Below are 24,478 nucleotides of genomic sequence, written 5' to 3'. Positions count from 1 at the left end.
TTGTTATTGGCTGGCGTCGTCCCTATGCCTGCGCGAGTGGCGCGACGTCGAAGCCTAGCAACCGTTTGAGCTTCTCGATCTCAACGACGTTCGGGCAGAACGCCAGCCGGGCGAGCTCCGCTTCGCGGCACGCGAGCGCACGATCGCACGCGGCCTTGCAGGGACAGGCGCGGCACGCTGCGATCTGGCGCTTGATCACGGCAACCGGAACCGCACGCAGATAGGCGCGGAGGTCGAACTGTCGATTCTCCAGCATCAGACGCAGACGCAGACGCGCCAGGCGCAGCCTCTGGTAGCCGCGCACCAGCCACGTGTCGTCGTCGGCATCGTTCAAGGCCAGCAGAAAGAAAATGGCCACGCACACCGTGAACACTCCGAGGAGCGCGTAGATGTATGGCGCAATGGGAATGCCGCTCGTGAAGCTCGCATCGATCATGGCCGTCTCCTGCATGCGGGCGACGTGCGCCCCTTGCGTATCATTATTCGGGACCGCGCTGCGGGCGAGTTGATCTGGATCAAATGTCTCCGCGGCGTTCCGTGCGGACGGGCGCCATGGCCAACGCAACAGGGCTCGCGTCACAATGATGTTGACGATCCCGGACTGCGGACGAAGAGTCGCACGTATCGCGCCAAGGGTCACGCCGTGAAACACGTGATCCAGGTCTAGCCGCGTCCGCAGATCGCCGCGAAAGTCCACGCGCAGATCCTGATTCATTACCGCGGTCAGCGGCACGGATGCGGTCACGCGCGCCAGCGTGTCGACGTGAACCTCGAGCGGCAGCTGAAGGTTGAACCGCAGCGGCAGCCGCGCCCGGAAGCGGACGTTGCGGTACTGCTTGGCGCCCGCATACTGAAACTGTGTCGCTGCCTCGATCTCTGCGGTTGTCGTCACCGGCAAAGAGACGGTGTGCCGCACCATGAGGCGCACCGGCACCCGCTGATCGAACTGGGCGCGCAGACGGTAGCGCCCGCGCAGCGGAACGCTCAGCGTGTCGCGCACCGGCAGCACAGTCTCGACTTGTCCGCGCACCTGCAGTCGCTGCAGGCGCGCCGCATCCAGCGTCGCGGCCATGCCTTCCTTGAAGCGGATCTGCATCGGCTGCTGCTCCATCAGCACGTCGGGTTGCAGCTGCGTCGGAACCGAGAACGTCAGCACGGCGACTCCCATGCCGATGAGCGCGGCGGCCGCGGCCGCAATCAGCGCCAGCAGCAGCGCGCGCAGCAGCGTCATGGCCGGTCTCTGAGCAGGCGTAGCGCGTCGATCGGCAAGTCGATGTCGGCCGACTGCACTTCGATCAGCACCGGCGTCGGATCGATCACGACACGTGTGTCGAGAGGGCCGATCACCGGCATGCTCAGGCGGCCACGGATCGGGATGTCGGCCTCGAACTCCGTTTGCAGCGGTACGTTCAGCACCTGATCGAACTTGATCGCCATCGGCGCATCGAACTTCAGCGGCATGTCCTGATCGATCGGAATGGTCAGGCTGATCGGCACGTCCGCCTTGATCGGGATGAGCCCGCGGATCGGCAGTCGTTGCCGCACGCCGAGAAATTCGGTTTCGACGACGGTATTGAGCGGGATCGCCTGGTCGAGGTGGAGCTGGTGCTTCACCGGCACGTCCATGCGGATCCGCACCGGACTGTCGAAGTGGGCGACGACGTTGAGCGTATCGGCGACCGGCAGCTGCAGCGTCTGGTTCACCGGCACACGCGCATGGATCGTGTCGGCGATATCCACCTCGACCGGATCCAGCACTTCGGCGTGCATGCCCATGGGGTCCTTGATAACGATGTTCATGTCCTGATTTCGCACCGGTAGCTGCAGGCGGTCCGGTTTGAGGATCGCCAGACCGCCGATGAGGCCGCCGGTCACGCCAGCCGCGGATGACAACGTGAACAGCAGGACGAGGGCCGGGCCGCGCATCAGAACTCCACCGATAAGGACAGGGAAAACTGGTCACGGTCACGCAGCACGTTGCGCCGGGTGCCGCCGATGTGGACCAGCTGGCCCACGTCCAGCCGCCAGGAACCGCGCGCGATGCCCAGCGCTGCGAAGCCGATCTTGCGTCCGGCCAGAAAATTCTCCGCAAGACCGGGACCGACGCCGGAGACGTCGTGGACCAGAAACAGTGCCGGCGACAGGCGCACACGGCTGTGCAGCAGGTCGTCGTACTGCAGCACCACGCCGGTGCGATAGCCCCAAGCGTGGCGCGTGACGTAACCGCCGGTGTTGCGCAGCGGATTGATGCGCAGCCCGTCGCCGCTGTCGGCGGCGCCCGCGGAGGCATGCGTATGCGTTCCCGGGCCCTCCAACTGGAGGCGGTCCAGCGACGGCAGATCCGGCAGCCACACCGCCTGCAGCTCGGCAATCCACGCACCCTGATGTGCGCGCAGCCAATCCTCCGGCGCAAAGATGCGCGTCGCGCCCAGGGTCGTATTCAGCATGCGCAGACGTTCGTAGCCGCGAACGTATTCGCCCGGCGCAATCTCGCCCGGCACGCCACCGCGATGGGCGGTCAGGAAGTCCGGCGCGGCGCGGCGCGACGACGGCAGCACGAACGCGCCGAGTCCGAGCCCCGCTGCGAGGCTGGTCAGATCGACGTCTGCCCGCGGGAACGCTGGCTGCACGGCGGCGAACAGCACGTCTTCCATGTCGACCTGCACCGGCTGGTTTGGCCGCCACGCCGCTTCGGCCTGCAGCAGCCACGCGCCGGCCTGTGCGCCAAGCGACAGGCCGTAGAGCTCGACGTCCTCCGGGTATTCGAGAAACCAGCGCGCGCCGTCGATCGGCAGCGCCTCGAACCCGTCGCCCGGCGGGTCGACAAAGGGCACGCCGCAGTCGGCGAGGAACTGCAGGCCGCTCGCGGTATCGCGGTGGTTGGCATTGCCCTCGCGGCGCGTGCAGCTTGCCGGCGCCGCGTAGGCCGACAGCGCCGGAACGCGGCTGTGATAGCGCGCATAGTGCAGGCCCAGCTCGGCGCCTTCGAGCACGTCCGGCAGCGTCTGGTAGACGGCCAAGCCGAATTCCCCGCCGCTGCGCGGCTCGCGGTTGGCAGCGCGCCGCAGCGAGTAGCTGGTCGCCGACACGCGCGCCAGCAGCGGATTCGCCGGCGTGCCGAGCTGGCCCGGATCGTCGGGCGCCTTCGAGAACAGGCCGACGACGTGGTCGTCCTCGTCGACTTCGTTGCCGGCGTCGAGAAACGACTGCAGCGAGCCTTTCGCCGGAAAGCCGTAGGGCCGCCACTCGTACAGCTGGAAGGCCTCGACCGCAGTGCCCGAGGGCAACGGTCCCAGACGCAGCAGCGTCATGCCCAGCGGCTGGAACACTTCGGTCATCCGCAATCCCGGGCGCACGAGGCTGTTGACGTCGGGCGGGTTGACGACATTGAGCGTGCCCTGCGTCGCCAGCGCGCTGACGCCCCACAACACGGTCTGCCGGCCGACACTGATGTCCACCGGGATGACGTCGGCGAGCAGGTCCGCGTAACGCACATAGGCGTCCTGGAGCCGTACGCCATGTCCTTCCGCGCGCCGCGCCTGCAGGCCGCGACGCTGGCGCAGCGGCACGCCTGGCTGCGGGCCGGGCACGACGATCTCGTTAGGATGGAATTGCCGCAACCGGTCCCGAAGCGGGTCATAGAAAGCCAGCCCCGAGAGCTGCATGCTCCACGAGCCGTGCTCGGCCAGCGCCTCGACCTGCCACTTCGTCGTGGCGGCGACCGCGTCGCCGCGCTCGAAGTTGAGGTCGCCGTCGTCGGTGTTGGATGACAGCGCGCCGCGCGCGGCGAGATAACGCGCGTTGGGCGCGGTATCGGCGCCCGTCGCCCCCAGGCAGTCGTCTGCAGCGCACAGGTCCGGATCGAGGCTGGCCTTGCCGATCAGAGAGGGATCACGCGCCGCGGTTCGCCACGCCGCGCCAGCCGACACGCGGTGATGCATGGACAGCGTCCACCCCGGAGCGTCAGGTGACGCGTGGACCGGTATCGAAACCAGTCCTGGAATCAGAGCCAGCGCCCGCACAATCTCGCGAGCGCGGCCCTGCCTCTCGCCGCTGCACCCCCGGCTTCCGCTCATGCCACTTAGGCCCAGATGTTAGTGAAATCCATCATCTGGCAGTGCGCCGGACAGCCTCTTGATTTAAATCAAAGGCGTTTGGGCGGGACCCAATAGGATGTATCTATACCGCGGCCGAGACACAACATCATGTGATTTTGGCTGTCTTTAATCTCGACGCGCACCGGGCAGGGGGCAAGATGACGACCAACAAGCTGTGGTCCATGCAGGAAGTTTTCTACGACAGCGTACTCAAGGACAAGTACTGCAAGGCCGACGAGGCGACGGTCGACGACGTGTTCCGCCGTGTCGCACACGGCCTTGCTGCGGCCGAGCGCGCCGACGCGCGCGCGGATTGGGAGGCGCGCTTCCTGCAGGCAATGCAGGACGGCTTCTGCCCCGCCGGCCGCGTGATGTCGGCCTGCGGCACCGACATCCAGGCAACGCTGATCAACTGCTTCGTGCAACCGGTCGGCGACGCGGTGTCCGAGGACGCGTCCGGACGTCCGGGCATCTACGCGGCGCTGATGCAGGCCGCGGAGACGCTGCGCCGCGGCGGCGGCGTCGGGTACGACTTCAGCCACATCCGACCCAAGGGCGCGCGCGTGCGCGGCACGCGTTCGCGCGCCAGCGGACCGGTCAGCTACATGCGCGTGTTCGACCGGTCCTGCGAGACGGTCGAAAGCGCCGGTGCACGACGCGGCGCGCAGATGGGCATCCTGCGCTGTGACCATCCCGACATCGAGGAATTCGTCGCTGCGAAGGACATCCGCGCCGAGGCACAGAAGCTGCGCAGCGGTGGCGTCGCCGGGGCGGATCTGGACGGCCTGCAGCAGCGACTGCGCACGCTGTCGAACTTCAACCTGTCCGTCGCCTGCACGGACGCCTTCATGCAGGCGGTGATCGACGACGGCGAGCATGCGCTGGTGCACGACGCCGAGCCCGATCCGACAGTGCACCCGCAGGCATACCGCCGCGACAGTGACGGCCGCTGGGTTTACCGCGTACTGCCGGCACGCGAGTTGTTCCGGCGGATCATGGAGACCACCTACCACACCGCCGATCCGGGCGTGGTGTTCATCGACCGCATGAACGCCGACAACAACCTGCACTACTGCGAAACCATCGAAGCGACCAACCCCTGCGGCGAAGAGCCCCTGCCCGATTACGGCTGCTGCTGCCTGGGTTCAGTCAATCTCAGCCGCTACGTGCAGGACGCGTTCAGCGCCGGCGCGCAGCTCGACTGGGAGAAGCTCGAAGCCACCGTCGCTGTGGCCGTGCGAATGCTCGACAACGTGCTCGACATCACCTACTGGCCGCTGCCACAGCAGGCCCGCGAAGCGGCCGACAAGCGTCGCGTCGGCCTGGGCTTCACCGCGCTGGGCACGGCGATGGCGATGCTGCGGCTGCGCTACGGCTCGGACGAGGCCGTGGCCTTTGCCGAACGCGTCGCGCAGACGATGCGCGACGCCGCATACCGCGCCAGCATCGCGCTGGCGCAGGAGCGCGGTCGTTTCCCGCGGCTCGATGCCGAAGCGTATCTGCAGTCCGGCTTCGCGCGCCGGTTGCCGGACGACATCCGCGACGGTATCCACACGCACGGCATCCGCAACAGCCACCTGCTGGCGATCGCGCCGACCGGCACGATCTCGCTGGCCTTCGGCCGCAACGTCACCGGCGGCATCGAGCCGGCCTTCGCCTGGTATTACACGCGCACGGCACGCAGCGGAAGCGGCGAGAAGATCAGCTGGCCGGTCGAGGACTATGCCTATCGCCTGTACCGGGAACTGGGCGGCGATGTGGAACATCTGCCCGACTATTTCGTCTCCGCGCAGACGCTGGGCGTGGCCGATCACCTGCGCATTCAGGCCGCGGTGCAACCATATATCGACACCAGCATCAGCAAGACGATCGGCGTTCCGGTCGACTATCCCTTCGCCGACTTCGAGAACGTATACATCGAAGCCTGGACGCTCGGGTGCAAAGGCTGCACGACCTACCGCCCAAACGACGTGACAGGCGCGGTTCTGACGGTCGCACCTGAACCCGCTGCCAAGCCGGCGCAGCTCGCGGCCGACGACCCCGATCGCCGCGTGCGCCTGGACCAGGTGCCGGCGCCGGCGCTGGCGAGCCTGCGCTGGCCAGGCCGGCCGCAGCTGCTTACCGGCAATCCGTCTTGGACCTACATGATTGAGGACGGCGGCGTGCGTTTCGCAGTGTTCGTAGGCCACACCGAGAACGGCACGGCCTGGCCGTTCGAGGCCTGGGTCAACGGCGCCGAACAACCGCGCGGCCTGGGCGCGACCGCCAAGCTGCTGTCGATGGACATGCGCTCGAACGACCGAGCCTGGCTGCGCCGCAAACTCGATTCGCTCGAGTGCACCGGCGGTCAGTTGATCCGCGTCGCATTACCGCCCGACGGACGCGAAGTCGTGCTCGGCAGCCCAACCGCCGCGTTCGCCAAGCTCGTGCGCCTGCGCTGCGAACAGCTCGGCGCGTTCGCGCACGACGGTCCGACTCCGGTGCTCAATGCGCTGATGAGCGAACACGAACCCAAGACCAGCACCGACGGTACGATGTCGTGGACCGTGGACGTGTGCAATCCCGGCACCGGCGACGACTTCGTGCTGACGCTTAAGGAGCTGCTGCTGCCCGACGGCTCACGCCGCCCGTACAGCGTCTGGCTCGCCGGCGACTACCCGCGCGACTTCGACGGCCTCGCGCGCCTGCTGACCCTGGACATGCGCATCATCGACGTCGCCTGGATCGGCGCCAAGCTGCGCAAGCTGCTGTCGTATGCGGAACCGCTGGGCGACTTCTTCGCGCCGACGCCGGGCAGTGCCAAGTCGCAGACCTGGCCGTCGACCATCGCCTACCTCGCACGGCTGATCCTGCACCGCTACCAGATGCTCGGGCTGCTCGACGCGGAAGGCCGGCCGACGCGGCCGATGGGGGTGCTCGAAGCGCCGGCGTGTGCGATGCGACGCGAAGGCGCCGCGACCGCCATTGCTGGCCGCCGCTGCCCCGACTGCGGCGCCTACGCAGTGATCAAGCGCGACGGCTGCGATGCCTGCACGGCGTGCGGCCATGTTGGTAACTGCGGTTAGCCCGTGCGGATGGCCCATAGACGCTATCAACTGGCATCTTGCGCAAGTTGATCTATATCAAGTCCTGGTGCGGATCGTGCGAATACCCTGCGCCGTCCCGCTGGGAATGCGACTACGATGAACACGCGAATGATTGCGGTGCTGTGGACGTCTCTCACCATTGCCGCTGCGCCCCTTGCAGCACAAGCCGGGGGCGCCGATCGCGCGGTCAATGCATGCGCCGCCGCATTTGTGGATCAGCAGTTTTCCAATCGAAACGTCGTGGTGAAGAAACTGTACCCGGCGCCGAGCATCATTGAACTGCTGGCGCGCAAGAAGCACTACACAGTCGATCTCAAAGCGCGTGCCAGAGGCGGCACGATTGCGCAGGCGGTTTGCACCACAAGCCTGCAAGGCAAAGTGATCACGCTGGAGAGCCTTGCTGTGAACGTAAAGTGAGCGTCCGGCGAAGGACACGATATCAAGCTGTTCACCGCGATGATTGCATGCGCTGGCGCCAAGCCTCGCGCGTTCCTTCCCAGTAGAGGGAGCGGCGGACGGATCCATCCGGGCGGACGCTGTCGCGCTCACCCATCGGCCGGAAGCCAGCCGCCTCGATCACGCCGGCCGAACGGACGTTGTCGAGCGCAGCGGTGACGCCGATCAGGCGCACACCCAGCGACTCGAACATCCAGCCGAAGCTGCGCGCCGCGCCGGTCTTGCCGACGCCTACGCTTTGCAGGTCGGCGCGATAGGCTCCGACAATCTCGGCGGCGGAGCGCTCCGGCCAGACCGTGAAGCGGGAATAGCTGGCGATGCGCCCCGCGGTGTCCACCAGGACAACCAACAGGCCTTCGCCGACTTCGCGGGCGCACCGGGCCTCCTCCACCAAGGTTGCAATGTTGCCCGCAGTCAACGGCCGCGGCAGGTCGTAGATGGGATCCGAAACGGCGGGGTCGCTGAGCAGATCCACAAGCCCCGCCACATGCGCGGGAGAGGCCAGGACATAGCCCTGCCCCAGTTGCGACAAGTCCGCAGCGCGCACCGCCGCGCGGATCGCGGCGGCCTCCTCGGGCGATACATCGAGTACCGTCTTCGGTGCAGCACTCATCTTGCCCTTCCTCCGCGTACGCGCCTCTGATCCACCTGCGGTTGCGGCCAGCGGCGCCAGAACCGTTCAAGGTGAAATCCTATCGCCCGACACGCGGCTGATGAAGAGGCACATCTACTTCTTCAGTACGCCTTCCCCATCGTCGCCGCATCGCTTATCGGCGTCCATGAACTCTGCGATCACCCGCTATTTAATCTGCCCCACCATGTAATCAACCGCCGCCTTGATCTCGTCGTCGGTCAGCGCGGGGTTGGCGCCCTTGGGCGGCATCACGCCCTTGGCCCCTTGGAAACCCTTGATTGCGTGGTCGTAAAGCGTCGGCTTGCCCTGCGCAATGCGCGCAGTCCAGTCCGCCTTGTTGCCAACCACCGGCGCGCCCATGCCGGGCATCTGGTGGCACATCGCGCAGCTCTTCTTGACGATTTCCTCGCCCTTGCCCGCGGGCACGCCCGCCGTGGCGGCGGCGGAGAACAGAAACAAGAGGACGGAAGCAGACTTTTGAATGGACATTGCGTGCTCAACGGAAAAGGTGCACCCCAAAGCGGGCGCTGCATCCTCACATGTTCGCGGCTCGCTGGAGTTGATTTGCGTCAAAGGTCGCTCCGCGACGCATGATCTACATCAAAAGGGCCGTCACAGCGCGCGCCATCATTGGTCGGTACTGAATCCAGGCGACAGCAGGCGGAAGACCGCGATGACAAATGCAAATGGCCTGACGCTTGCGCTATGTCTGCTGTCGACCGCGCACGCCGCAGATATCCGAGGCACGGTGACGTCCGTCGACGGCGATTCCGTCGCCGGCGCGATCGTGAGCCTGACGCGCGCCGATGGAGTGTTGCGCCAGTCGGTCTACAGCGATGCATCCGGTCGCTTCCTGCTGGGCACCGGGCAGTCCGGCGCGGCGCGCCTGAGTGTGCGTGCGCCCGGCTTCGCTGACGAGAGCCGCGACATCGCCGCAGTGAGCGCAAATCCTCGGCCTCTGAGCATCACCCTGGCTCGACTGAGCAAACCCGCCCAGGTCTCAGACGCACTGCCGGCGTCGGCGCATGCGGCACGCGTCCACCTGGAAGACGAGCGCATCCGCCAGGGCTACCGCTCGCAGTGCTTTTACTGCCATCAGCTCGGCAATGCCTGGACACGGCGGCCCCGAACCGAAACGCAGTGGCGCGAGACCATCGATCGCATGGAACGCTATGGCGCGCTGCTGACCTGGCCGGCGCGTAGGCAGGTGGCGGCCGCCTTGGCTGCGAGCTTCGACGGACGGCCGATTCCGGACCGGCAGACCCATGTCTACGACCCAGCCACCGCTGGCACCACGCTCACGGAAGTGGCGGTCGCCGGCAACGGGGCGTTCGTGCACGACGTCGAGCTCGGTGACGACGGCCTCTTCTACAGCGTGGACATGGCCAACGACCGCGTCTACGTCACCGACCTTGCGACGGCGCAATCCACCGCTCTGCCGATGCCGGACAACGGCCTGCCGTTGCACGGCGACTTCGCCGGCGCCTCCGCGCCGGTGGCTGCGTTCCACGCCCACCACGGCCCGCACAGCATCGTGCGCGGACCCGACGGCCGCCTCTACACAACCAATTCCATGTCGGCGGAGATCGGCGTGCTCGACCCGGCGACGGAGCGTTACAGCTTCCACAACGTCGGCGGCGGCGCAGTGTATCCGCACACGCTGCGCTTCGACCGTTACGGCGTGCTGTGGTTCTCGATCGCCCTGTCGAACCAGCTCGGCCGGTTCGATCCCCGCACCGGCGCAATGCAGGTGATCGACCTGCCGGCCGGCGGCTTCTGGCAGGGCCTCACCGACGCGACGCTCACCGGCGTGCTGAAAATCGCCTCGCTGCTTCCCGGCAAGGATCTGCAGCTGCTGCTGTCGCACCACAAGTGGAGCGGCCAGGGCCACCGCATTTTCAACCTGCCCTACGGCCTGGACATCCATCCGGTTGACGGCAGCGTGTGGTACGCGAAGCTCTACGCCGACAAGATCGGCCGCTACGATCCGAAGACCGGTGCGATCAGCGAGTGGGACACGCCGCTGCCCGGACCGCGGCGCATGCGTTTCGCGCCCGACGGCACGCTGTGGATCCCGGCGTTCGGCGGCAGCGGGCTGTTGAAATTCGAACCGGACACGCAGCAGTTCACCCGCCATCCAATGCCGGTGCTTGCCCCGGATGAGTTCGAAACCCCCTACGCGCTCAACGTGCATCCGCAGACCGGCGATGTCTGGATCACGTCGAACCAGTCCGACCGCATGTTCCGCTTTACACCCGCATCAGCGCGCTGGACCGCGTATCCGATGCCGACGCGCACGACTTACATGCGCGACATCGTGTTCACGGCGGACGGATCGGTGTGCTCGACCAATTCCAACCTGCCGCCGATGGCCATCGAGGATCAGATGCAGTCCATCGTCTGCCTGCGGCCCGGAGAGACCTCGCAATGAGCCTCCACCATCGCCTGTGCCGGATCTGGGCGGTCGTGTTCGTGATCGCGGGACTTTCGTTCGCCTTTGCGCCGGCAACGGTCGCGATGCTGCTCGATGCGCTCGCGCGCGTGCTGGGTCTGTCGCCGGGATTCGCGGAAGCGGTGGCGCGCGCGTCGCTGTGGTACGGACTGGCGCTGTCGCTGATGGCGACACTGGTCTATCTCGCCTGGCAGGCCGGCGGGCCAGACGCACCGCCGCAGCTGCTCAACGCAGTGTTGCTGTCCAAGCTCGCCAGCACGCTCGCCTTCTCGATATTTGCGCTGACCGCGTTCAGCGGCTGGTGGCTGTGCGCAGCGGCAGACGGCTTCGTCGGACTGACGCTGATCGCTACGCGTCCGACCGCACGCAGGGGCACGTAGTGAACGCCGGCGAAGCGTTCGCGCGCCGCTGGCTGATTGCGCGCGGCTGTGCGCCCGTCCGCGCCGGCGCTCTTGCGATGGCGGCCGGCCAGCGCGCGCGCCGCTACCCGCGCGCGGTCGCACTGCTGCGCGCGGCCGGCCTGTGGCTCATCGAATTCGTGTTTCCGCGGCTGCTGCTGGGCCGCTGGCGTCGCGCCAGCCGGCTCGATGCGACCGCCTTCGAGGAGCTGGAGCAACGCGCGCACCACGCCGGGCGACTGTGGATCCGCGGCATCTATCTGCTGGCGCGTCTGCCGCTGTGGGAGCTGCGCCATGCCGAGCCGCCGCCGCGGCAGACGCCGCATCCGCTGGAGCCGTTGCTGGCGCGGGTGCCACCTTTGACGGACCACGCCGAATTCGATGTCATCGTGGTCGGCTCCGGCGCCGGCGGTGCGCCACTTGCCGCGGACCTCGCGGCGCGCGGCCATCGCGTTGCCATCCTGGAGGCCGGCGGCCTGGTTCAGGGCGAGACCACCGCCGGCGCCCTTGCGCACTACTACCTGAACCAGGGCTTCGTCGGCGGCGCCAGCGGCAACGCGCTGTTGCCGGTAATGCTCGGGCGCAATGTCGGCGGTACCACGCCCATCAATTCGGCGACCTGCCTGGAGCCGCAGCCGCCCTTCCTGCGGCAGTGGGACCGCATCACCGGCCTGCCGTTCAGCGACGGCCTGCTGTCTGGAGAGCTTGCCCGCGTCCGCGAAACGCTCGGCGTGTGTGTGCCGGACCGCAAGCTGCTCGGTGCCTCCGGCGAAATCTTCGAGCGGGGACTCAAGTCATTGGGACGCGAAGGCGCCTATGTGTTGCCGCGCAACACCCCCGCTTGCGAGGGCCTGGGGCGCTGTCCTTTCGGCTGTCCGCGCTTCCACAAGCGCAGCACCGACATTGCGTTTCTGCCGCTGGCACTGCAGCGCGGTGGAGTGCTCTACCCCGGCGCGCGCGTGGACCGCATTGCCGAATCGAGCACCGGCGTTCAGCTGCATGTCCGGTTCCGTGATGGGCAACGCCTGAGCCTGCGCGCACGCAAGTGCGTGCTCGCCGGCGGCGCCCTGGGCACGCCGCAACTGATCCGCGCCAATCGCCTGGGCTCGCACTGGCGCGCGGCCGGCGATCACCTCAAGGTCCACCCTGCGGCCAAAGTGCTGGCGTTGATGCCCGATTCCGTGCACGGCGAGCGCGGGATTGCGCAGGGCATGGGCTATCAGGCGCCGGAACTGCCGCGCATCGCCTTCGAAGGCATCTTCACGCCCAAGAGCACCGTCGCGCCGGTGCTTCCTTGCGCGGGGGCTGCTGCGGATTACTGGATGGACCACTACGATCGTGCTGCCAGCTTCGGCATGATGGCCCTCGACCGCGGCAGCGGCTCGGTGCGCTGGACCGGCGGCCAGCCGGTGCTGCGCTATGCACTGCATGCGGACGATGTGCTCGATCTCGCGCGCGGCATGAAGCTGATGGCCGAGGCATTCTTTGCCGCCGGCGCCGAGTGCGTACTGCTGCCGCTGATCGGACTGCGCAACGAGTTCATCACTGCCGCGCAGCTCGCCGACTTTTCGCCTGCTGACGTACGGGCCCACCATCTTGTCGCCAGCGGCTTCCACCCGCAGGGCACCGCCGGCATGGGTCGCGTCGCCGACGTCGATCACCGCCTCTACGGATGTCGTCATATCTTCGTCAGCGACGCGTCACTGCTGCCCGACACTCCGGGCGTCAATCCGCAGCTCACGATCATGGCGCTGTCGCTTCGATTGGCCGGAATGATGGACACGGAACTGGCGAGCTGACCGACCGCGCCTCATGAACACAAGCATTCGCCCCGATCTCACCCTCGTCGCCCAGCGCACGCTGCATGATCTGGCGACAACCATGCCCGGCGCCACAGCGGTCCTCCAGAAGTACCGTTTGGACTATTGGCGTAACGGTCGCACGACGCTTTTGGACGCTGCGGCACACCTCAGGCTGTCCGCAGACGCAGTCGCGTCGGAACTCGACGCGCTGGACCCATCCAGCTTCCCGACTCCACCACCGGACCGACATCGGCTGATCCGGCACATCGAAGAACGCTTCCATCGCGTTCACCGCCGGGAGTTGCCAGAACTGGTACGTCTCGCGTTACGCGTTGAGACTGTGCACCGTAACCACCCGCAGGTTCCCCTGGGCCTTGCCGATGCGCTCGATAGTCTCGGGCGAGCCATGGAGGCACATATGCAAACGGAAGAGGATCTCGCATTCCCGATACTCTGCCTGCACATCGACGTGATCTCTCTCCCAATCGCGATGCTGCGCGTGGAGCATGAAGACCACCTCGCGCGACTACGGCATATCGAACGGCTGACAGATGGTTGCCGCGTGCCGGACGATGCCTGTACGCACTGGCATGCGCTATGTCTCGGTCTGTGCAAGCTCAGCGACGATGTCTCGGAGCACATCGAACTGGAGAACACGTACTTGTTCCCAGTCGAAAGTGCCTGACGATGGACGCTATCGGTCGAGGTTTCCGTGGGACTCGGGCAGCCTGCTGAACACCACCAACGCCGGCTCTGGGCGCTGCTGGCGCTGGGCCTGGCGTGCTGCAGTCCAGCAACGGCCCTGGAACTGAAGCTGACCGGCGCGGACGGCACGGAACTGCCTGCCGTCATGGTGCGCGCCTGGTCCACGGCCCCGGCGGTAGGAGAGCACAGCGGAAACGGCACACCGCTCCGCGGCCGCGCGCAGCCGGAGCATGCCTGGTTCACCGACGCCCACGGCCTGCTGAGGATCGCAAAGCCGCCATTCGCCGATTTGCGCCTGCAACTGCGCCGCCCGGGATACCGGACGCTGAACCTCGATCGAGTGCGCGGCGATGCCTACCTGGAGCTGCGACTCGAGCCGGAATCCGATCCCGCAGCCTTGGCCGCGAGCCGGCCTGCCAATGCGTGGTTTTCCCAGCTCGATCTGGGCGACGCGACACTGAAGAAGCACTTCGCGCTGCAGTGCGCGTTCTGCCATCAGCAGGGCAACGCATTCCTGCGCCGCGAACGCAGCGCGGACCAATGGCACGGCGCCATCGCGCGCATGATCACCTACGGGTCGCGGCTGGCGAGCGCGGCGCAAGACGCGCTCCCGGAGCGCCTGAGCCGCGGCTATCGCGAACTGCGCGAGCATCCGCAGAGGATTCCTGCCGGTACGCCGTGGTCGCAGGACCTCGCCGGCATCGCCATCACCGAGTGGCCGATCGGCGATGCAATGTCGCAGATGCACGATCTGCTGGCGCATTCCAACGGCAAGGTCTATGTCGGCGACAACCTCAAGGACGACCTCTACGAGATCGATCCTGTCAGCGGCGGGTACACGATCTACAAGTTGCCGCACGATCCCGGCGACGATCCGGGCGGCCTGCTGGCCGCGCGGCTCCGGAGCTTTCCGCAGCACGAGACCTACGTCGGCCTGCATTCCCTCGCCGAGTCGCCCGCGGACGGCCACATTTTCATGACCTGCTCGTTGCAGCGGCGCCTCATCGAGTTCGCGCCCGAAAGCGGCACCTTCATCGTGCACCGGTTCAACGAGGGCTATTACCCGCACACGATCCGGGCCGATGCGCGCAACCGCGTGTGGTTCACGCTGGCGCTGTCGAACCAGGTGGCGATGCTCGATCGCCGCAGCGGCCGCTTCGCGTTTGTCGATCTGCCGCCGCGCAATCTGCGTGAGCGCATCACGGTGGCGCTGGTCGGCGTGATCCTCAGGCTCGCCGACTGGGGGCTGCCGCTGAACAGGCTGCCGATCGACTGGCAGTCCTCGGGCCTGCCCCTCCCCTATGGTGTCGAGGTGGCGCCCGACGGCGCGGTCTGGTTCGCGCGCCTGTATGCAGACGACATCGGCCGCATCGATCCGCAGACGCTGGCGTTGACGATGGTGCCGACGCCCTTTGCCGGCCCGCGCCGTCTGCGCGCCGACGCTGACGGCAATCTGTGGATTGCCGCGTTCCCCGAATCCGCGATCGCCCGGTACGATCCGCGCAGCGGCAGCTTCACCCGCCACGAGCTGCCGGTACAGCCGACGGGCAGCGAAACGCCCTACTCGCTCAACGTGGACCGGGCGCGCGGCATCGTCTGGGTGAACGGCAACCAGTCGGACTCGGTGATGGCCTTCGACATCGCGCGCCAGACCTGGCATTTCGTTCCGCTGCCGCGCGCGGTGTCGTTTACCCGCGACGTCGAAATCACCGCCGACGGTGCGGCGTGGACCAGTACGTCCAACTTCCCGAGCTGGCACACCGAGGGCGGCCAGCCGACGCTGATTCGCATCGAGGGCGTCGCGCCGTAATCGTCCATCCTCCGACCGCGCGCTGGGACCTCCGCGCCGTCGCGGTGACAATGGTCAAGTGCCGTTCGACTCCAGTCCCCTTGTTTGCGGACGCCAGGTGTCGGGCTCACCCATGACCAGACTTTCAATCAGCCGGGACAGACGTTTGCCCTCGTTGGCGTGGGGGGTCAGCGCCAGACGTGTGTGCTGAAATTCGGGTTTATCGAACCAGGTGGATGTCCCGAGCTGCTCGAACGTAGCATGTCCGCCCAGTTCCTCGAACCAGTCGCCCTTTCCCCGCGCCAAGTACAACAGTGCCAGCTCGTCATAGGCCGGGTCATTCTTCACAACACCGGGATGGACTTGCTTGGACGGGATGTTGTTCTCGACATACGCCATGCGGACCGGATGCAACACGTCCAGTCCGTTGTAAGCCTCGCCGGCCGGTACCCGCCAACCCGGCTCGTGGCCGATGATGACCTTGGGCAGGTCCAGTTCGTTCAACTTTTCAAAGACGCCCTCGGTCAGGCCGGGATACCAACCATGGGCGTTGTATTCGGCACCAAAGCCGTTGCCGGTGGACGAATGCACGGCCACCGTCAACACACCGTAGCTGTTCGGCGGATTGCTGAAATACTCCGCCTCGTAAAAGGCCAGATCGTCGGAGGTGATCGTATCGCCGAAGCCACCCACCATCATGATGATGCGGTCTACCTTGGCCTGCACAAGCTGCATGCCGGATAACGGCGAGAATTCATCCGGTCCCGAATTCAGCAGAGCCTTGAGGTTGTATAACTGACCGACGGTCAAAATCGTCACACTGCGGCCCGGCTCGGCTGCCAGGAGTCGGCGGTACAACTCGACACTGCCCGGTACCGAATCGTAGGTCTGTGGCGTCCAGTCGGCGTAATGGCCGGCAATGATGCGGGTGGCGGGAAACAGTTCATGCGTGACGGCTGAGGCCAGTTGCACGTTCTGACTGTAGCCCTGGTCCGACGGATCCTTGAACACGCCGATCGGGACGTCGTGGCCGTACCATTTGTTCAGGATGTCGATGACTTCGATGTTGCTGGACTCAGGCAACGTGGCCATGAAGCCTAGCAGTCGGATCTCGCCGGCACGATGCAGGTTGTGCGCCATGGCCAGCGTGCCGACATCGCAGGGATCGGGACCCACGTCGCCGTCCAGAATCACTTTCGGCACCGACCGGGCCGTGGCGGAAACGTTGCCAGTGCTGGCGGGCAACATGGCATCGCTGTCCCCGACGCACGCGGCCATGGGCAGCGACAGCATGATCAGGAGCAGACGTCTCATGACACTGCCTCAGTGCGCGCAGTCGTCGCCCAGGCGCTGGAACACCAGGCTCGCATTGGTGCCGCCGAAACCGAAGCTGTTCGACAGCACCGTATCCAGCTGCACATCGTCGCGGCGCTCGCGCACGATCGGCATGTCGGCAGCGTCCGCATCGAGTGTCTCGATGTTGGCGGATGCAGCGATGAAGCCGTGCTGCAGCATCAACATGCTGTAGATCGCCTCGTGCACGCCCGCGGCGCCGAGCGAGTGTCCGGACAATGACTTGGTCGAACTGATTGGCGGTGCCTGGGCGCCGAACACCTCGCGAATCGCGCGCAGTTCGACGATGTCGCCAGCCGGCGTGCTGGTGCCGTGCGCGTTGATGTAATCGACCGGCCCCGGCACGGTCGACAGAGCCTGGCGTATGCAACGTACCGCACCCTCGCCCGACGGCGCGACCATGTCCTCGCCGTCGGATGTCGCGCCATAGCCGGTCAGCTCGGCGTAGATCTTCGCGCCGCGATCGCGCGCGTGCTCATAGTCCTCCAGAACCAGGATGCCGCCGCCGCCGGCGATGACGAAACCATCGCGGTCGCGATCGTAGGTGCGCGAAGCCTGTTCCGGGCGGTCGTTGAAGTGGCTCGACAGCGCGCCCATCGCATCGAACAGCATCGCCATCGACCAGTGCTCCTCTTCGCCACCGCCGGCGAAGATCACGTCCTGGCGGCCGGCGCGGATCTGCTCGGCGGCGTGACCGATGCAGTGCGCGCTGGTCGCACACGCAGAGCTGATCGAGTAGTTCAGTCCGCGGATGTGGAACGGCGTGGCCAGGCACGCGGCGACCGTGCTGCCCATCGTGCGCGGCACCATGTACGGACCGACGCGCTTGACGCCGCGCGCGCGCAGATTGTCGGCGGCCTCGACCAGGTTTGCGGGCGATGCGCCCCCGGTGCCGACGATCAGACCGGTGCGCGGATTGGATACATCCTCCGGCGCGAGCCCTGCGTCGGCGATCGCCTGCTGCATCGCCACGTACGTGAACATTGCAGCGTCGCCCATGAAGCGGCGCAGCCTGCGGTCGATCAATGCCTCGCGGTCGAGATCGACCGCGCCGCAGACCTGGCTGCGCAGCCCGGCGTCGCGGTACTGCGGGCTGAAGCGGATGCCGGAGCGACCTTCGCGGAGCGCCGCGCACACCGTCGCCGGATCATTGCCAAGGCACGAGACGATGCCCATACCAGTGACGACAACACGCCCCGAACGCCGGCTGTCTCTGCGGTCTGAAACAGCGCAGCATCCACGCGATAGAGACGCGCGACGTCGTGTCCCCGCGCTCACCCGATCACCTCCCCGTGCTGGAACAGGCCCACGCGCAAATCCTTGGCGGTGTAGATCTCGCGGCCGTCGACGGCCAGGCTGCCGTCGGCAATGCCCATCACCAGTCGGCTGCTGAAGATTCTCTTGATATCGATCCGGTAGCTCACACAGCGCGCATCCGGCAAGACCTGACCACGGAAGCGCACCTCGCCGACGCCCAGTGCGCGTCCACGTCCCGTGTGACCGCTCCAAGCGAGGAAAAAGCCGGTGAGCTGCCAAAGCGCGTCCAGGCCCAGGCAACCCGGCATCACCGGATCGCCGGGAAAGTGACAGCCGAAAAACCAAAGGTCCGGCCGAATGTCGAGTTCGGCCAGCAGCACACCCTTGCCGTACGCTCCGCCGTCGCGGCCGATGTGCGTGACGCGGTCGACCATCAGCATCGGCGGCGCCGGCAGCCGCGCGCTGTCTTCGCCGAAGATCTCGCCGCGCGAACAGCTCAGCAGCTGCTCGCGGCCGTACACAGCGCCGGGCAGCGGCGTCTCGTTCAGGCTCGGTATCGCGCTCATCGCATTCTCCAGGGCGCGCCAGCATGCAGATGCAGTGCGGCCGCGATCTTGATGTAGGTCAAGTGCGCCGGCCGCCGTCGAGGCGAGGATGACTATCGACCCGCCGCATCCCCCGAATCGCCGATGAGCATGAACCCGCGCTTCCTGACCCATGTCGTCGAAAACCAACCGGCATCTCTTGCCGACTACGACGCCTACGCGACCGACCGCGCGCTGCAGGAGGCGGTACGGCGCGAAGGTGGCGCCTGGGGTGAGGAACGGCTGAAGCGCATGGGTCGGCTCGCCGGCGGTGAGTTGATGCAGCTGGGCGCCGAGGCCAATCTGTACAAGCCGGCCCTCAGGTTGTTCGACCGCCACGGCCATCGGCTCGACGAAGTGGAATTCCACCCGGCGTACCACTGCCTGATGGAGACCGGGATCGCCAATGATCTGCACGCGCTGCCGTGGCGCGAGCCGCGCGCCGGCGCGCAGGTCCTGCGGTTGACGCTGTACTACCTTTATGCGCAGGCCGAACAGGGCACCGACTGCCCGCTGACAATGACGCACGCCTGCGTGCCGACACTGCGGGCACAGCCGGACGCGGCCCGAGAGTGGCTGCCCCGCGTGCTGTCGCTACGCTACGACCCACGGCCGCTTCCCGCCGCGCAGAAGCTCGGCGTCACCGTCGGCATGGGCATGACCGAGAAACAGGGCGGCTCGGATGTGCGCAGCAACAGCACACGTGCGCACGCCATCGGCGCGCGAGGACCGGGTCAGGCCTATGAGCTGGTCGGCCACAAGTGGTTCTTGTCGGCGCCGATGTGCGACGCCTTCCTCACGCTGGCACAGGCCGATGGCGGTCTGTCGTGCTTCCTAATGCCGCGCTTCCGGCCCGACGGCACGCGCAACGCGCTGCGCATCCAGCGCCTAAAGGACAAGCTCGGCAATTGCAGCAACGCGACCTGCGAGGCCGAGTTCGCCGGCGCCCACGCGGTGATGATCGGCGAGGAAGGCCGCGGCATTGCGACGATCCTGGAGATGGTCGCGCTCACGCGGCTCGACTGCATCGTCGGCTCAGCGGCGATCATGCGCCAGGCGCTGGTACAAGCGATCCACCATGCCCGCCATCGCAAGGCCTTCGGCAAGCGGCTGGTCGACCAGCCGCTGATGCAGAACGTCCTCGCCGACATCGCGCTGGAGTCCGAGGCGGCGCTGGCACTGCTGCTGCGCATCGGCCGCGCGGTCGACGATTCGGCAAGCAACCCGGCCGCTGCGGCGTTTGCACGCATCGCCACCCCCGTCGGAAAGTATTGGATCTGCCGGCGCGCGCCGGCCGTGGTGAACGAAGCGCAGGAGTGCCTCGGCGGCGCCGGCTACGTCGAAGAATCTATCTTGCCGCGGCTGTACCGCGAGGCGCCGGTCAATTCGTTGTGGGAAGGCTGCGGCAACATCCAGTGCCTCGACGTGCTGCGTGCGCTGACGAAGGAGCCCGACGCGCGCGACGCGCTGTTCGCCGAACTCGACGCCGCACGCGGCGGCCATCCAGCGCTGGACCGCGCGGTCACCGATATCAAGCGCGAACTGGATAATCGCGACGGCATCGAACTGCGCCTGAGAACGATCGTCGAGCAGATTGCGTTGGCGCTGCAGGCGTCGATCCTGTTGCGCGCCGGACCTGCGGACGTCGCCGAGGCGTTCTGCGCCTCGCGCCTCGACGGTCGCCACGGTCTGGCGCTGGGCACTCTGCCAGCGCAGGTCCCACACGCAAGACTGATCGATCGTGCCTGGCCCCGGACTTGAGTCCCCACATCATGGACGCACCGACATCGCTGAGCACTGCAGCACTGCCCTCCCAGGACGCAGCGCATGACGCCGGGATCAAGCCGCGCAGCGAGATTGAAGCCCTTCGCGCAAACTTCCACGAGCATATCGAAGCGCGGATCCACGACGTCGGCACGATCTCCAATCTCGTGCTGACACTCAGGCAGGTGCTGCACCTTGCCGATTCGTCTGAGGTCTCGCCCCGTATCGTTGCACGCGTTCGCGCCATCGCCGCAGAGCAGTTGCGCCGCTTTGAACATGGCGCCTGTGGCTGCGATCGATGCCTTTCCGCCAGCACGCAGACGTTGCCGTCGGCCATCCGCGTACTTTGAACGGCAAGGTTGAGGTCTCCCACCCAGGTTCTACATCCACACCTTGCAATTAGTCATGAACAGACCCATCACGCCGGAGTTGCAGCAGCTGTTTCGCAGCGCGCCTTTCGTAGCCGACCTCGGCATGGCACTCGACCGGCTCGCCGATGGCGAGTGCGACACTTCGTTGCTCATCGCGCCCCGTCATCTGCAGCAGTTCGGATCGGTCCACGCCGGTGTGCTGGCAACGATGGCCGACCATACTGCGGGCGCTGCTGCCAGCACGCTGCTGTTGCCGGGCCACCGGGCGATGACGCTCGAGTTCAAGATCAACTTGCTGCGTCCGGCGTGCGGCGAGCGACTGGTCTGTACCGCCAGAGCGCTCAAGCCCGGGCGCCAGTTCGTGGTGCTGGAGTCGGAGGTCTGGTGCGAGCACGGCGAACAGCGCCCGCTGATCGCCAAGGCGATGGTCACCGTCGCAGTGCTCGCCCCGCCTCCACCATCGCCGAAGTAGACGCGAACGTCCGTCGTCTTCGGGCTTTCAGCACCTCCGGTGCAGGCAACGATCGAGGATTTCCTGCTTCATGCCTGGCGAGAGGTCACTGAAGTACGCCGAGTAGCCCGAGACGCGCACCAATAGCCACGGATGCGCGTCGGGATTGGCGATGGCTTCGCGCAGCACTTGTGGATCGAGGATGTTGGTCTGCATCTGCATGCCACCGCGCGCGAAGTAACCGCGCACCAGTCCGCCCAGCGTGTTCCCGGCATCGGCGCCGTCGAATGAACCCGCGTCGAGCGTCAGATTCACGTTGATGCCGTTGCCCGCGCAGCGCCCCGGCGAGGTCGACGCGACCGAGTTGAGCGCGGCGGTCGGACCGCGACGGTCCTGGCCGTTGGCCGGCGTCAGACCGTTGGCCAGCGGCCGTCCGGCGCGGCGTCCCGACGGCAATGCTCCAGTGGTTTCACCGAAGGCGGCATGACAGGTCACTGAGTAGAAACCGGCGACATACGCGCCGCCGCGCGTGCTGTGGTGGCGCGCCAGAGAATCGGCGAACACCCGCATCACGCTGGCCGCGATTTCGTCGACGCGCGGATCGTCGTTGCCGTACTTGGGTGCGGTCAGCAGGTCGCCGCGCAGATCGTCGTGGCCCCGGAAATCCGCGGCCAGCGCACGTTGCAGCGTGGCCATGTCGCTGCGGCCCTGCCGGAACACCACCGCGTCGATCGCGGCGAGACTGTCGGCGACGTCGGCGACGCCGACGCCCTGCACGCCGCTGGCGTTATAACGCGCACCACCTGCAGTGGAGTCGGCGCCCGACTCCAGGCAGCCGCGCAACAGCATCGACGACAGCGGCGTCGGATGATGGCGCGCGTTCGCGCGCTCGATTGCCTGCAGGTCGGCGATCAGCTCGTCGACCAGCCGATCCAGTTCCTCGCGGAACGCATCGAACACGTCTTCGGCACTCCCCAGCCGCCGCGCCGGCCGGCGCAGCGCCCGCTCCAGCGGCAGTGCGAGGTTGAGCAGCGCGGCGTCGGTGGAGCCGAAGGTCGCGCCGGCGGCGACCGGCTCGATGCAGCCGACCGGCGAGTAGTCGCGCGCATCGGCAAGGTCCATGCCGCGCGACACTAGCATCGGGATCACGACCTCGTCGTTCATCATTGACGGCGCACCCGCGCGCATCGCCGCGACACGCGCGACATAGGCGGGCGGACTGCCCTCGTGGATACGCGCGTGGTAGTTCGGCTGGCGCATCTGCAGCTCCTGCATCGCGTCCAGAAACAGCCAGGTCATCGCGTTGGTGGCGTCGTTGCCCTCCCTGTCGACACCTCCAACGACGACCACCTGGCCGTTGAAGATGCCGCCGTGATAGCGCGTCACACGGCGCGAGAACACCGGCACGATCTCGCTCATCTTGACCGTGAAGCAGCCGACCAGCTCGCGCGCCCGCGTCTCGTCGCAGCATCCGGAAGCAAGATCTGCCGCGTAGTACGGATACAGAAGCTGATCGAGGCGGCCCGGCGAGATCGCGTTGTCGAGGCTTTCCAGGTTCAAGGCGACCTGCGCGAACAGCAGCGACTGGAACGCCTCGCGCAGCGTCGTCGCCGGTTGAGCGGGCACGCGACGGCAGACCCGGGCGATCTCCTCCAACTCTGCGCGTCTTGTCGCGTCGGACGTGCGGCGCGCCTCGTCGAGTGCGGCGCCCGCGTGGGCGGCAGCGAGCCGTTCCAGCGCGTCGCAGGCGATTCCGACGGCGGCGTAGAACTCGCGCCGTGCCGCGTCCGGCGCGGCGGTTGCACGTTCGCGCGCCTGTGCCGCGATGCCGGACGTGCCGAGCCGCAGCAAGGTTTCATAGTCCGGCACAAAGTGCGAGATGCCGCCCGCTTCGTTGACCACGTAGCGGCGGCCGCGCAGCTGGTCGACGACGAAGCGCGCGGCCTGCAGCGGCGGGAAGGCGCGCGCAGCGAGAAAGCGCGTGGACCAGAAGGGCAGGATCTCCAGCAGAAGCTCGGCACGCCCGCGCAGCGTGATCTGCAGCGGATTGACCGCGCGCGACGGCAGGCGCAGCAAGTCCTCGGCCAGAGACACGTGCGACAGTTCCGGCATCACCGAACCGCCGACGCGATGCGAACTGAACGCGCCGACCAGCAGCTCGTCGTCGTATACGATGGCGCTGCGTTCTGTGAGAATCCGGTGCAGCGCTTCAGCCTTCTGCATGATCATCGGCTTGTCCGCGTTGCCGTGGTCGCGGAAATAGCGCGTGACCGCGCGGGCGCGCTCCAGGCACACGGCGGGCTGCGCCGTCTGCACTGCGGCGCGCAGACGCATCACGCGTTCGCCGAACCGCGATGAGTACGCGGCCGGCCGGGCCTCGGCACATTCGACCTCGATGCCGGCGACGCGCAACAGGCTGGCGGCGCGGTCGAGTGCCGCCTGCGCCTGAGCCGGCAGGATTCCCAGACTCGGTTGCCCGCCGCCAATGCGCGCGATCTTGTCCTCGCCGGTCCGGTGATAGCGCAACAGAGTGATCGACGGCCGGTCGAGATCGCGCAGCAGACCGGCGATGCCGCGCAGGGTGTCGTCGTCGTCATTGCAGCCGGGCACCACCGCCATGCGGAATTGCACGTGGGCGCCCGCGCTCACCAGGCGTCGGGCGTTATCGAGGATGCGGCGCGCCGACGCGCCGGTCAGCTCGCGGTGGCGCGCGTCGCCCCAGGCCTTGAGGTCGAAGTAGATCCGGTCGACGTGCGGCAGCGCGCCTTCGAAGGCCCGCCACGGCACCGCGCCGCAGGTCTCGACCAAGGTGTGCAGGCCGGCAGCCCTGCAGCGCGCGAGGAACTCTGCGGCGGCATGTTCCTGCATCAGCGGCTCGCCGCCCGACAGCGTGACGCCGCCGCCGGAGGACTCGCAGTAGTCGCGGTCGCGCTCCACCTGTTCGAGTAGCTCGTCCGGACGGACCTCCTCGCCGATCAGGCGCAGCGCCTCGTGCGGGCACACTTTCGCGCAGGCGCCGCACGCGTCGCACTTTTCGCGATCGACCTGCACCGATGCCGCCGACACCGTGATTGCGCTTCGGTCGCAGGCGTCGACGCAACGACCGCACCCGGTGCAGCGGTCTGCGTAGATCGCCAGCTCCGCCTGCGGCAGCTGTGACTCCGGGTTGTGGCACCAGCGGCAACGCAGAGGACAACCCTTCAGGAACACAACCGAGCGTATACCGGGGCCGTCGTGCACACAGAAGCGCTGCACGTCGAACACGCGCAGACGTCCGCT

At 67.0% G+C, this 24,478-nt stretch carries 18 protein-coding genes and 1 pseudogene; 10 read left to right on the top strand and 9 right to left on the bottom strand.

Annotated features, from left to right (window positions below):
• Window positions 1-22 precede the first annotated feature (22 nt).
• Genes E4T66_RS19955 through E4T66_RS19945 form a run of 3 tightly spaced genes read right to left on the bottom strand, consistent with a single transcriptional unit; the run spans window position 23 to window position 4,076 of the window.
• Window positions 23-1,231: a hypothetical protein gene (locus E4T66_RS19955; protein ID WP_136851631.1), complete on the bottom strand. Its 1,209-nt coding sequence runs from the start codon at window positions 1,229-1,231 to the stop codon at window positions 23-25.
• Window positions 1,228-1,926, bottom strand: a complete 699-nt coding sequence (locus E4T66_RS19950) for a hypothetical protein (RefSeq protein WP_136851629.1) — start codon at window positions 1,924-1,926, stop codon at window positions 1,228-1,230. Before E4T66_RS19950 ends, E4T66_RS19955 begins: the two co-directional genes overlap by 4 nt.
• Window positions 1,926-4,076, bottom strand: coding sequence for a DUF1302 domain-containing protein (locus E4T66_RS19945; protein WP_136851627.1), 2,151 nt, complete (start codon window positions 4,074-4,076; stop codon window positions 1,926-1,928). Before E4T66_RS19945 ends, E4T66_RS19950 begins: the two co-directional genes overlap by 1 nt.
• 179 nt (window positions 4,077-4,255) lie before the next feature.
• Here E4T66_RS19945 and E4T66_RS19940 point away from each other — a divergent pair, with 179 nt between their 5' ends.
• Together E4T66_RS19940 and E4T66_RS19935 are read left to right on the top strand one after the other, a co-directional pair.
• Entirely contained in the window at window positions 4,256-7,162 is a 2,907-nt protein-coding gene (locus E4T66_RS19940; RefSeq protein WP_136851625.1) for an adenosylcobalamin-dependent ribonucleoside-diphosphate reductase, read from the top strand.
• Window positions 7,163-7,279: 117 nt separating this feature from the next.
• Window positions 7,280-7,600: a hypothetical protein gene (locus E4T66_RS19935; RefSeq protein WP_136851623.1), complete on the top strand. Its 321-nt coding sequence runs from the start codon at window positions 7,280-7,282 to the stop codon at window positions 7,598-7,600.
• 31 nt (window positions 7,601-7,631) lie between these two features.
• Here the strand turns inward: E4T66_RS19935 and E4T66_RS19930 are convergent, their stop codons facing one another.
• Window positions 7,632-8,252 carry a GNAT family N-acetyltransferase gene (locus tag E4T66_RS19930; protein WP_136851621.1) on the bottom strand — a complete coding sequence of 207 codons (621 nt, stop codon included), beginning with the start codon at window positions 8,250-8,252 and terminating at the stop codon, window positions 7,632-7,634.
• 186 nt (window positions 8,253-8,438) lie between these two features.
• Complete coding sequence (locus tag E4T66_RS19925; RefSeq protein WP_136851619.1) at window positions 8,439-8,762, bottom strand: c-type cytochrome; 324 nt, start codon at window positions 8,760-8,762, stop codon at window positions 8,439-8,441.
• A gap of 184 nt (window positions 8,763-8,946) precedes the next feature.
• On the opposite strand from E4T66_RS19925, the gene E4T66_RS19920 reads away from it, so the two are divergent.
• From E4T66_RS19920 to E4T66_RS19900, 5 genes are read left to right on the top strand one after another with little or no spacing between them, the layout of a single operon-like run.
• On the top strand, window positions 8,947-10,704 hold the full coding sequence (locus E4T66_RS19920; RefSeq protein ID WP_169577743.1) for a carboxypeptidase regulatory-like domain-containing protein: 1,758 nt from the start codon (window positions 8,947-8,949) through the stop codon (window positions 10,702-10,704).
• On the top strand, window positions 10,701-11,105 hold the full coding sequence (locus tag E4T66_RS19915; protein ID WP_136851615.1) for a hypothetical protein: 405 nt from the start codon (window positions 10,701-10,703) through the stop codon (window positions 11,103-11,105). The genes E4T66_RS19920 and E4T66_RS19915 overlap by 4 nt, the downstream gene beginning before the upstream one ends.
• On the top strand, window positions 11,105-12,922 hold the full coding sequence (locus tag E4T66_RS19910) for a GMC family oxidoreductase N-terminal domain-containing protein (RefSeq protein WP_136851613.1): 1,818 nt from the start codon (window positions 11,105-11,107) through the stop codon (window positions 12,920-12,922). Before E4T66_RS19915 ends, E4T66_RS19910 begins: the two co-directional genes overlap by 1 nt.
• A gap of 13 nt (window positions 12,923-12,935) precedes the next feature.
• Complete coding sequence (locus E4T66_RS19905) at window positions 12,936-13,610, top strand: hemerythrin domain-containing protein (RefSeq protein WP_136851611.1); 675 nt, start codon at window positions 12,936-12,938, stop codon at window positions 13,608-13,610.
• Window positions 13,611-13,637: 27 nt separating this feature from the next.
• Window positions 13,638-15,440, top strand: coding sequence for a Vgb family protein (locus E4T66_RS19900; protein ID WP_136851609.1), 1,803 nt, complete (start codon window positions 13,638-13,640; stop codon window positions 15,438-15,440).
• A gap of 54 nt (window positions 15,441-15,494) precedes the next feature.
• Here the strand turns inward: E4T66_RS19900 and E4T66_RS19895 are convergent, their stop codons facing one another.
• The 3 genes and pseudogenes from E4T66_RS19895 to fabA form a co-directional block, all read right to left on the bottom strand.
• The gene (locus E4T66_RS19895) at window positions 15,495-16,733 is read right to left on the bottom strand and encodes a nucleoside hydrolase (protein ID WP_136851607.1); all 1,239 of its coding nucleotides are present in this window, start codon (window positions 16,731-16,733) and stop codon (window positions 15,495-15,497) included.
• Window positions 16,734-16,742: 9 nt separating this feature from the next.
• A pseudogene (fabB, locus tag E4T66_RS19890) lies at window positions 16,743-17,966 on the bottom strand (beta-ketoacyl-ACP synthase I); the annotation flags it as partial.
• 80 nt (window positions 17,967-18,046) lie between these two features.
• Window positions 18,047-18,595: a 3-hydroxyacyl-[acyl-carrier-protein] dehydratase FabA gene (fabA, locus tag E4T66_RS19885; protein WP_136851603.1), complete on the bottom strand. Its 549-nt coding sequence runs from the start codon at window positions 18,593-18,595 to the stop codon at window positions 18,047-18,049.
• 123 nt (window positions 18,596-18,718) lie between these two features.
• Between fabA and E4T66_RS19880 the strand changes: the two genes are divergently transcribed.
• Genes E4T66_RS19880 through E4T66_RS19870 form a run of 3 tightly spaced genes read left to right on the top strand, consistent with a single transcriptional unit; the run spans window position 18,719 to window position 21,220 of the window.
• Window positions 18,719-20,374: an isovaleryl-CoA dehydrogenase gene (locus tag E4T66_RS19880; RefSeq protein WP_136851601.1), complete on the top strand. Its 1,656-nt coding sequence runs from the start codon at window positions 18,719-18,721 to the stop codon at window positions 20,372-20,374.
• An 11-nt stretch (window positions 20,375-20,385) separates the two neighbouring features.
• Complete coding sequence (locus E4T66_RS19875; RefSeq protein WP_136851599.1) at window positions 20,386-20,727, top strand: hypothetical protein; 342 nt, start codon at window positions 20,386-20,388, stop codon at window positions 20,725-20,727.
• Window positions 20,728-20,782: 55 nt separating this feature from the next.
• Window positions 20,783-21,220 (top strand): PaaI family thioesterase, encoded by a 438-nt coding sequence (locus E4T66_RS19870; protein ID WP_136851597.1) that lies wholly within the window; start codon window positions 20,783-20,785, stop codon window positions 21,218-21,220.
• A 27-nt stretch (window positions 21,221-21,247) separates the two neighbouring features.
• On the opposite strand, the gene E4T66_RS19865 is transcribed toward E4T66_RS19870, so the two are convergent.
• Window positions 21,248-24,463 (bottom strand): glycyl-radical enzyme activating protein, encoded by a 3,216-nt coding sequence (locus E4T66_RS19865; RefSeq protein WP_169577742.1) that lies wholly within the window; start codon window positions 24,461-24,463, stop codon window positions 21,248-21,250.
• Window positions 24,464-24,478 lie beyond the last annotated feature (15 nt).

The organism is Sinimarinibacterium arenosum, from assembly GCF_005047655.1.
Lineage (GTDB): Bacteria > Pseudomonadota > Gammaproteobacteria > Nevskiales > Nevskiaceae > Solimonas.
This window is presented reverse-complemented; position numbering and strand designations above follow the sequence as displayed.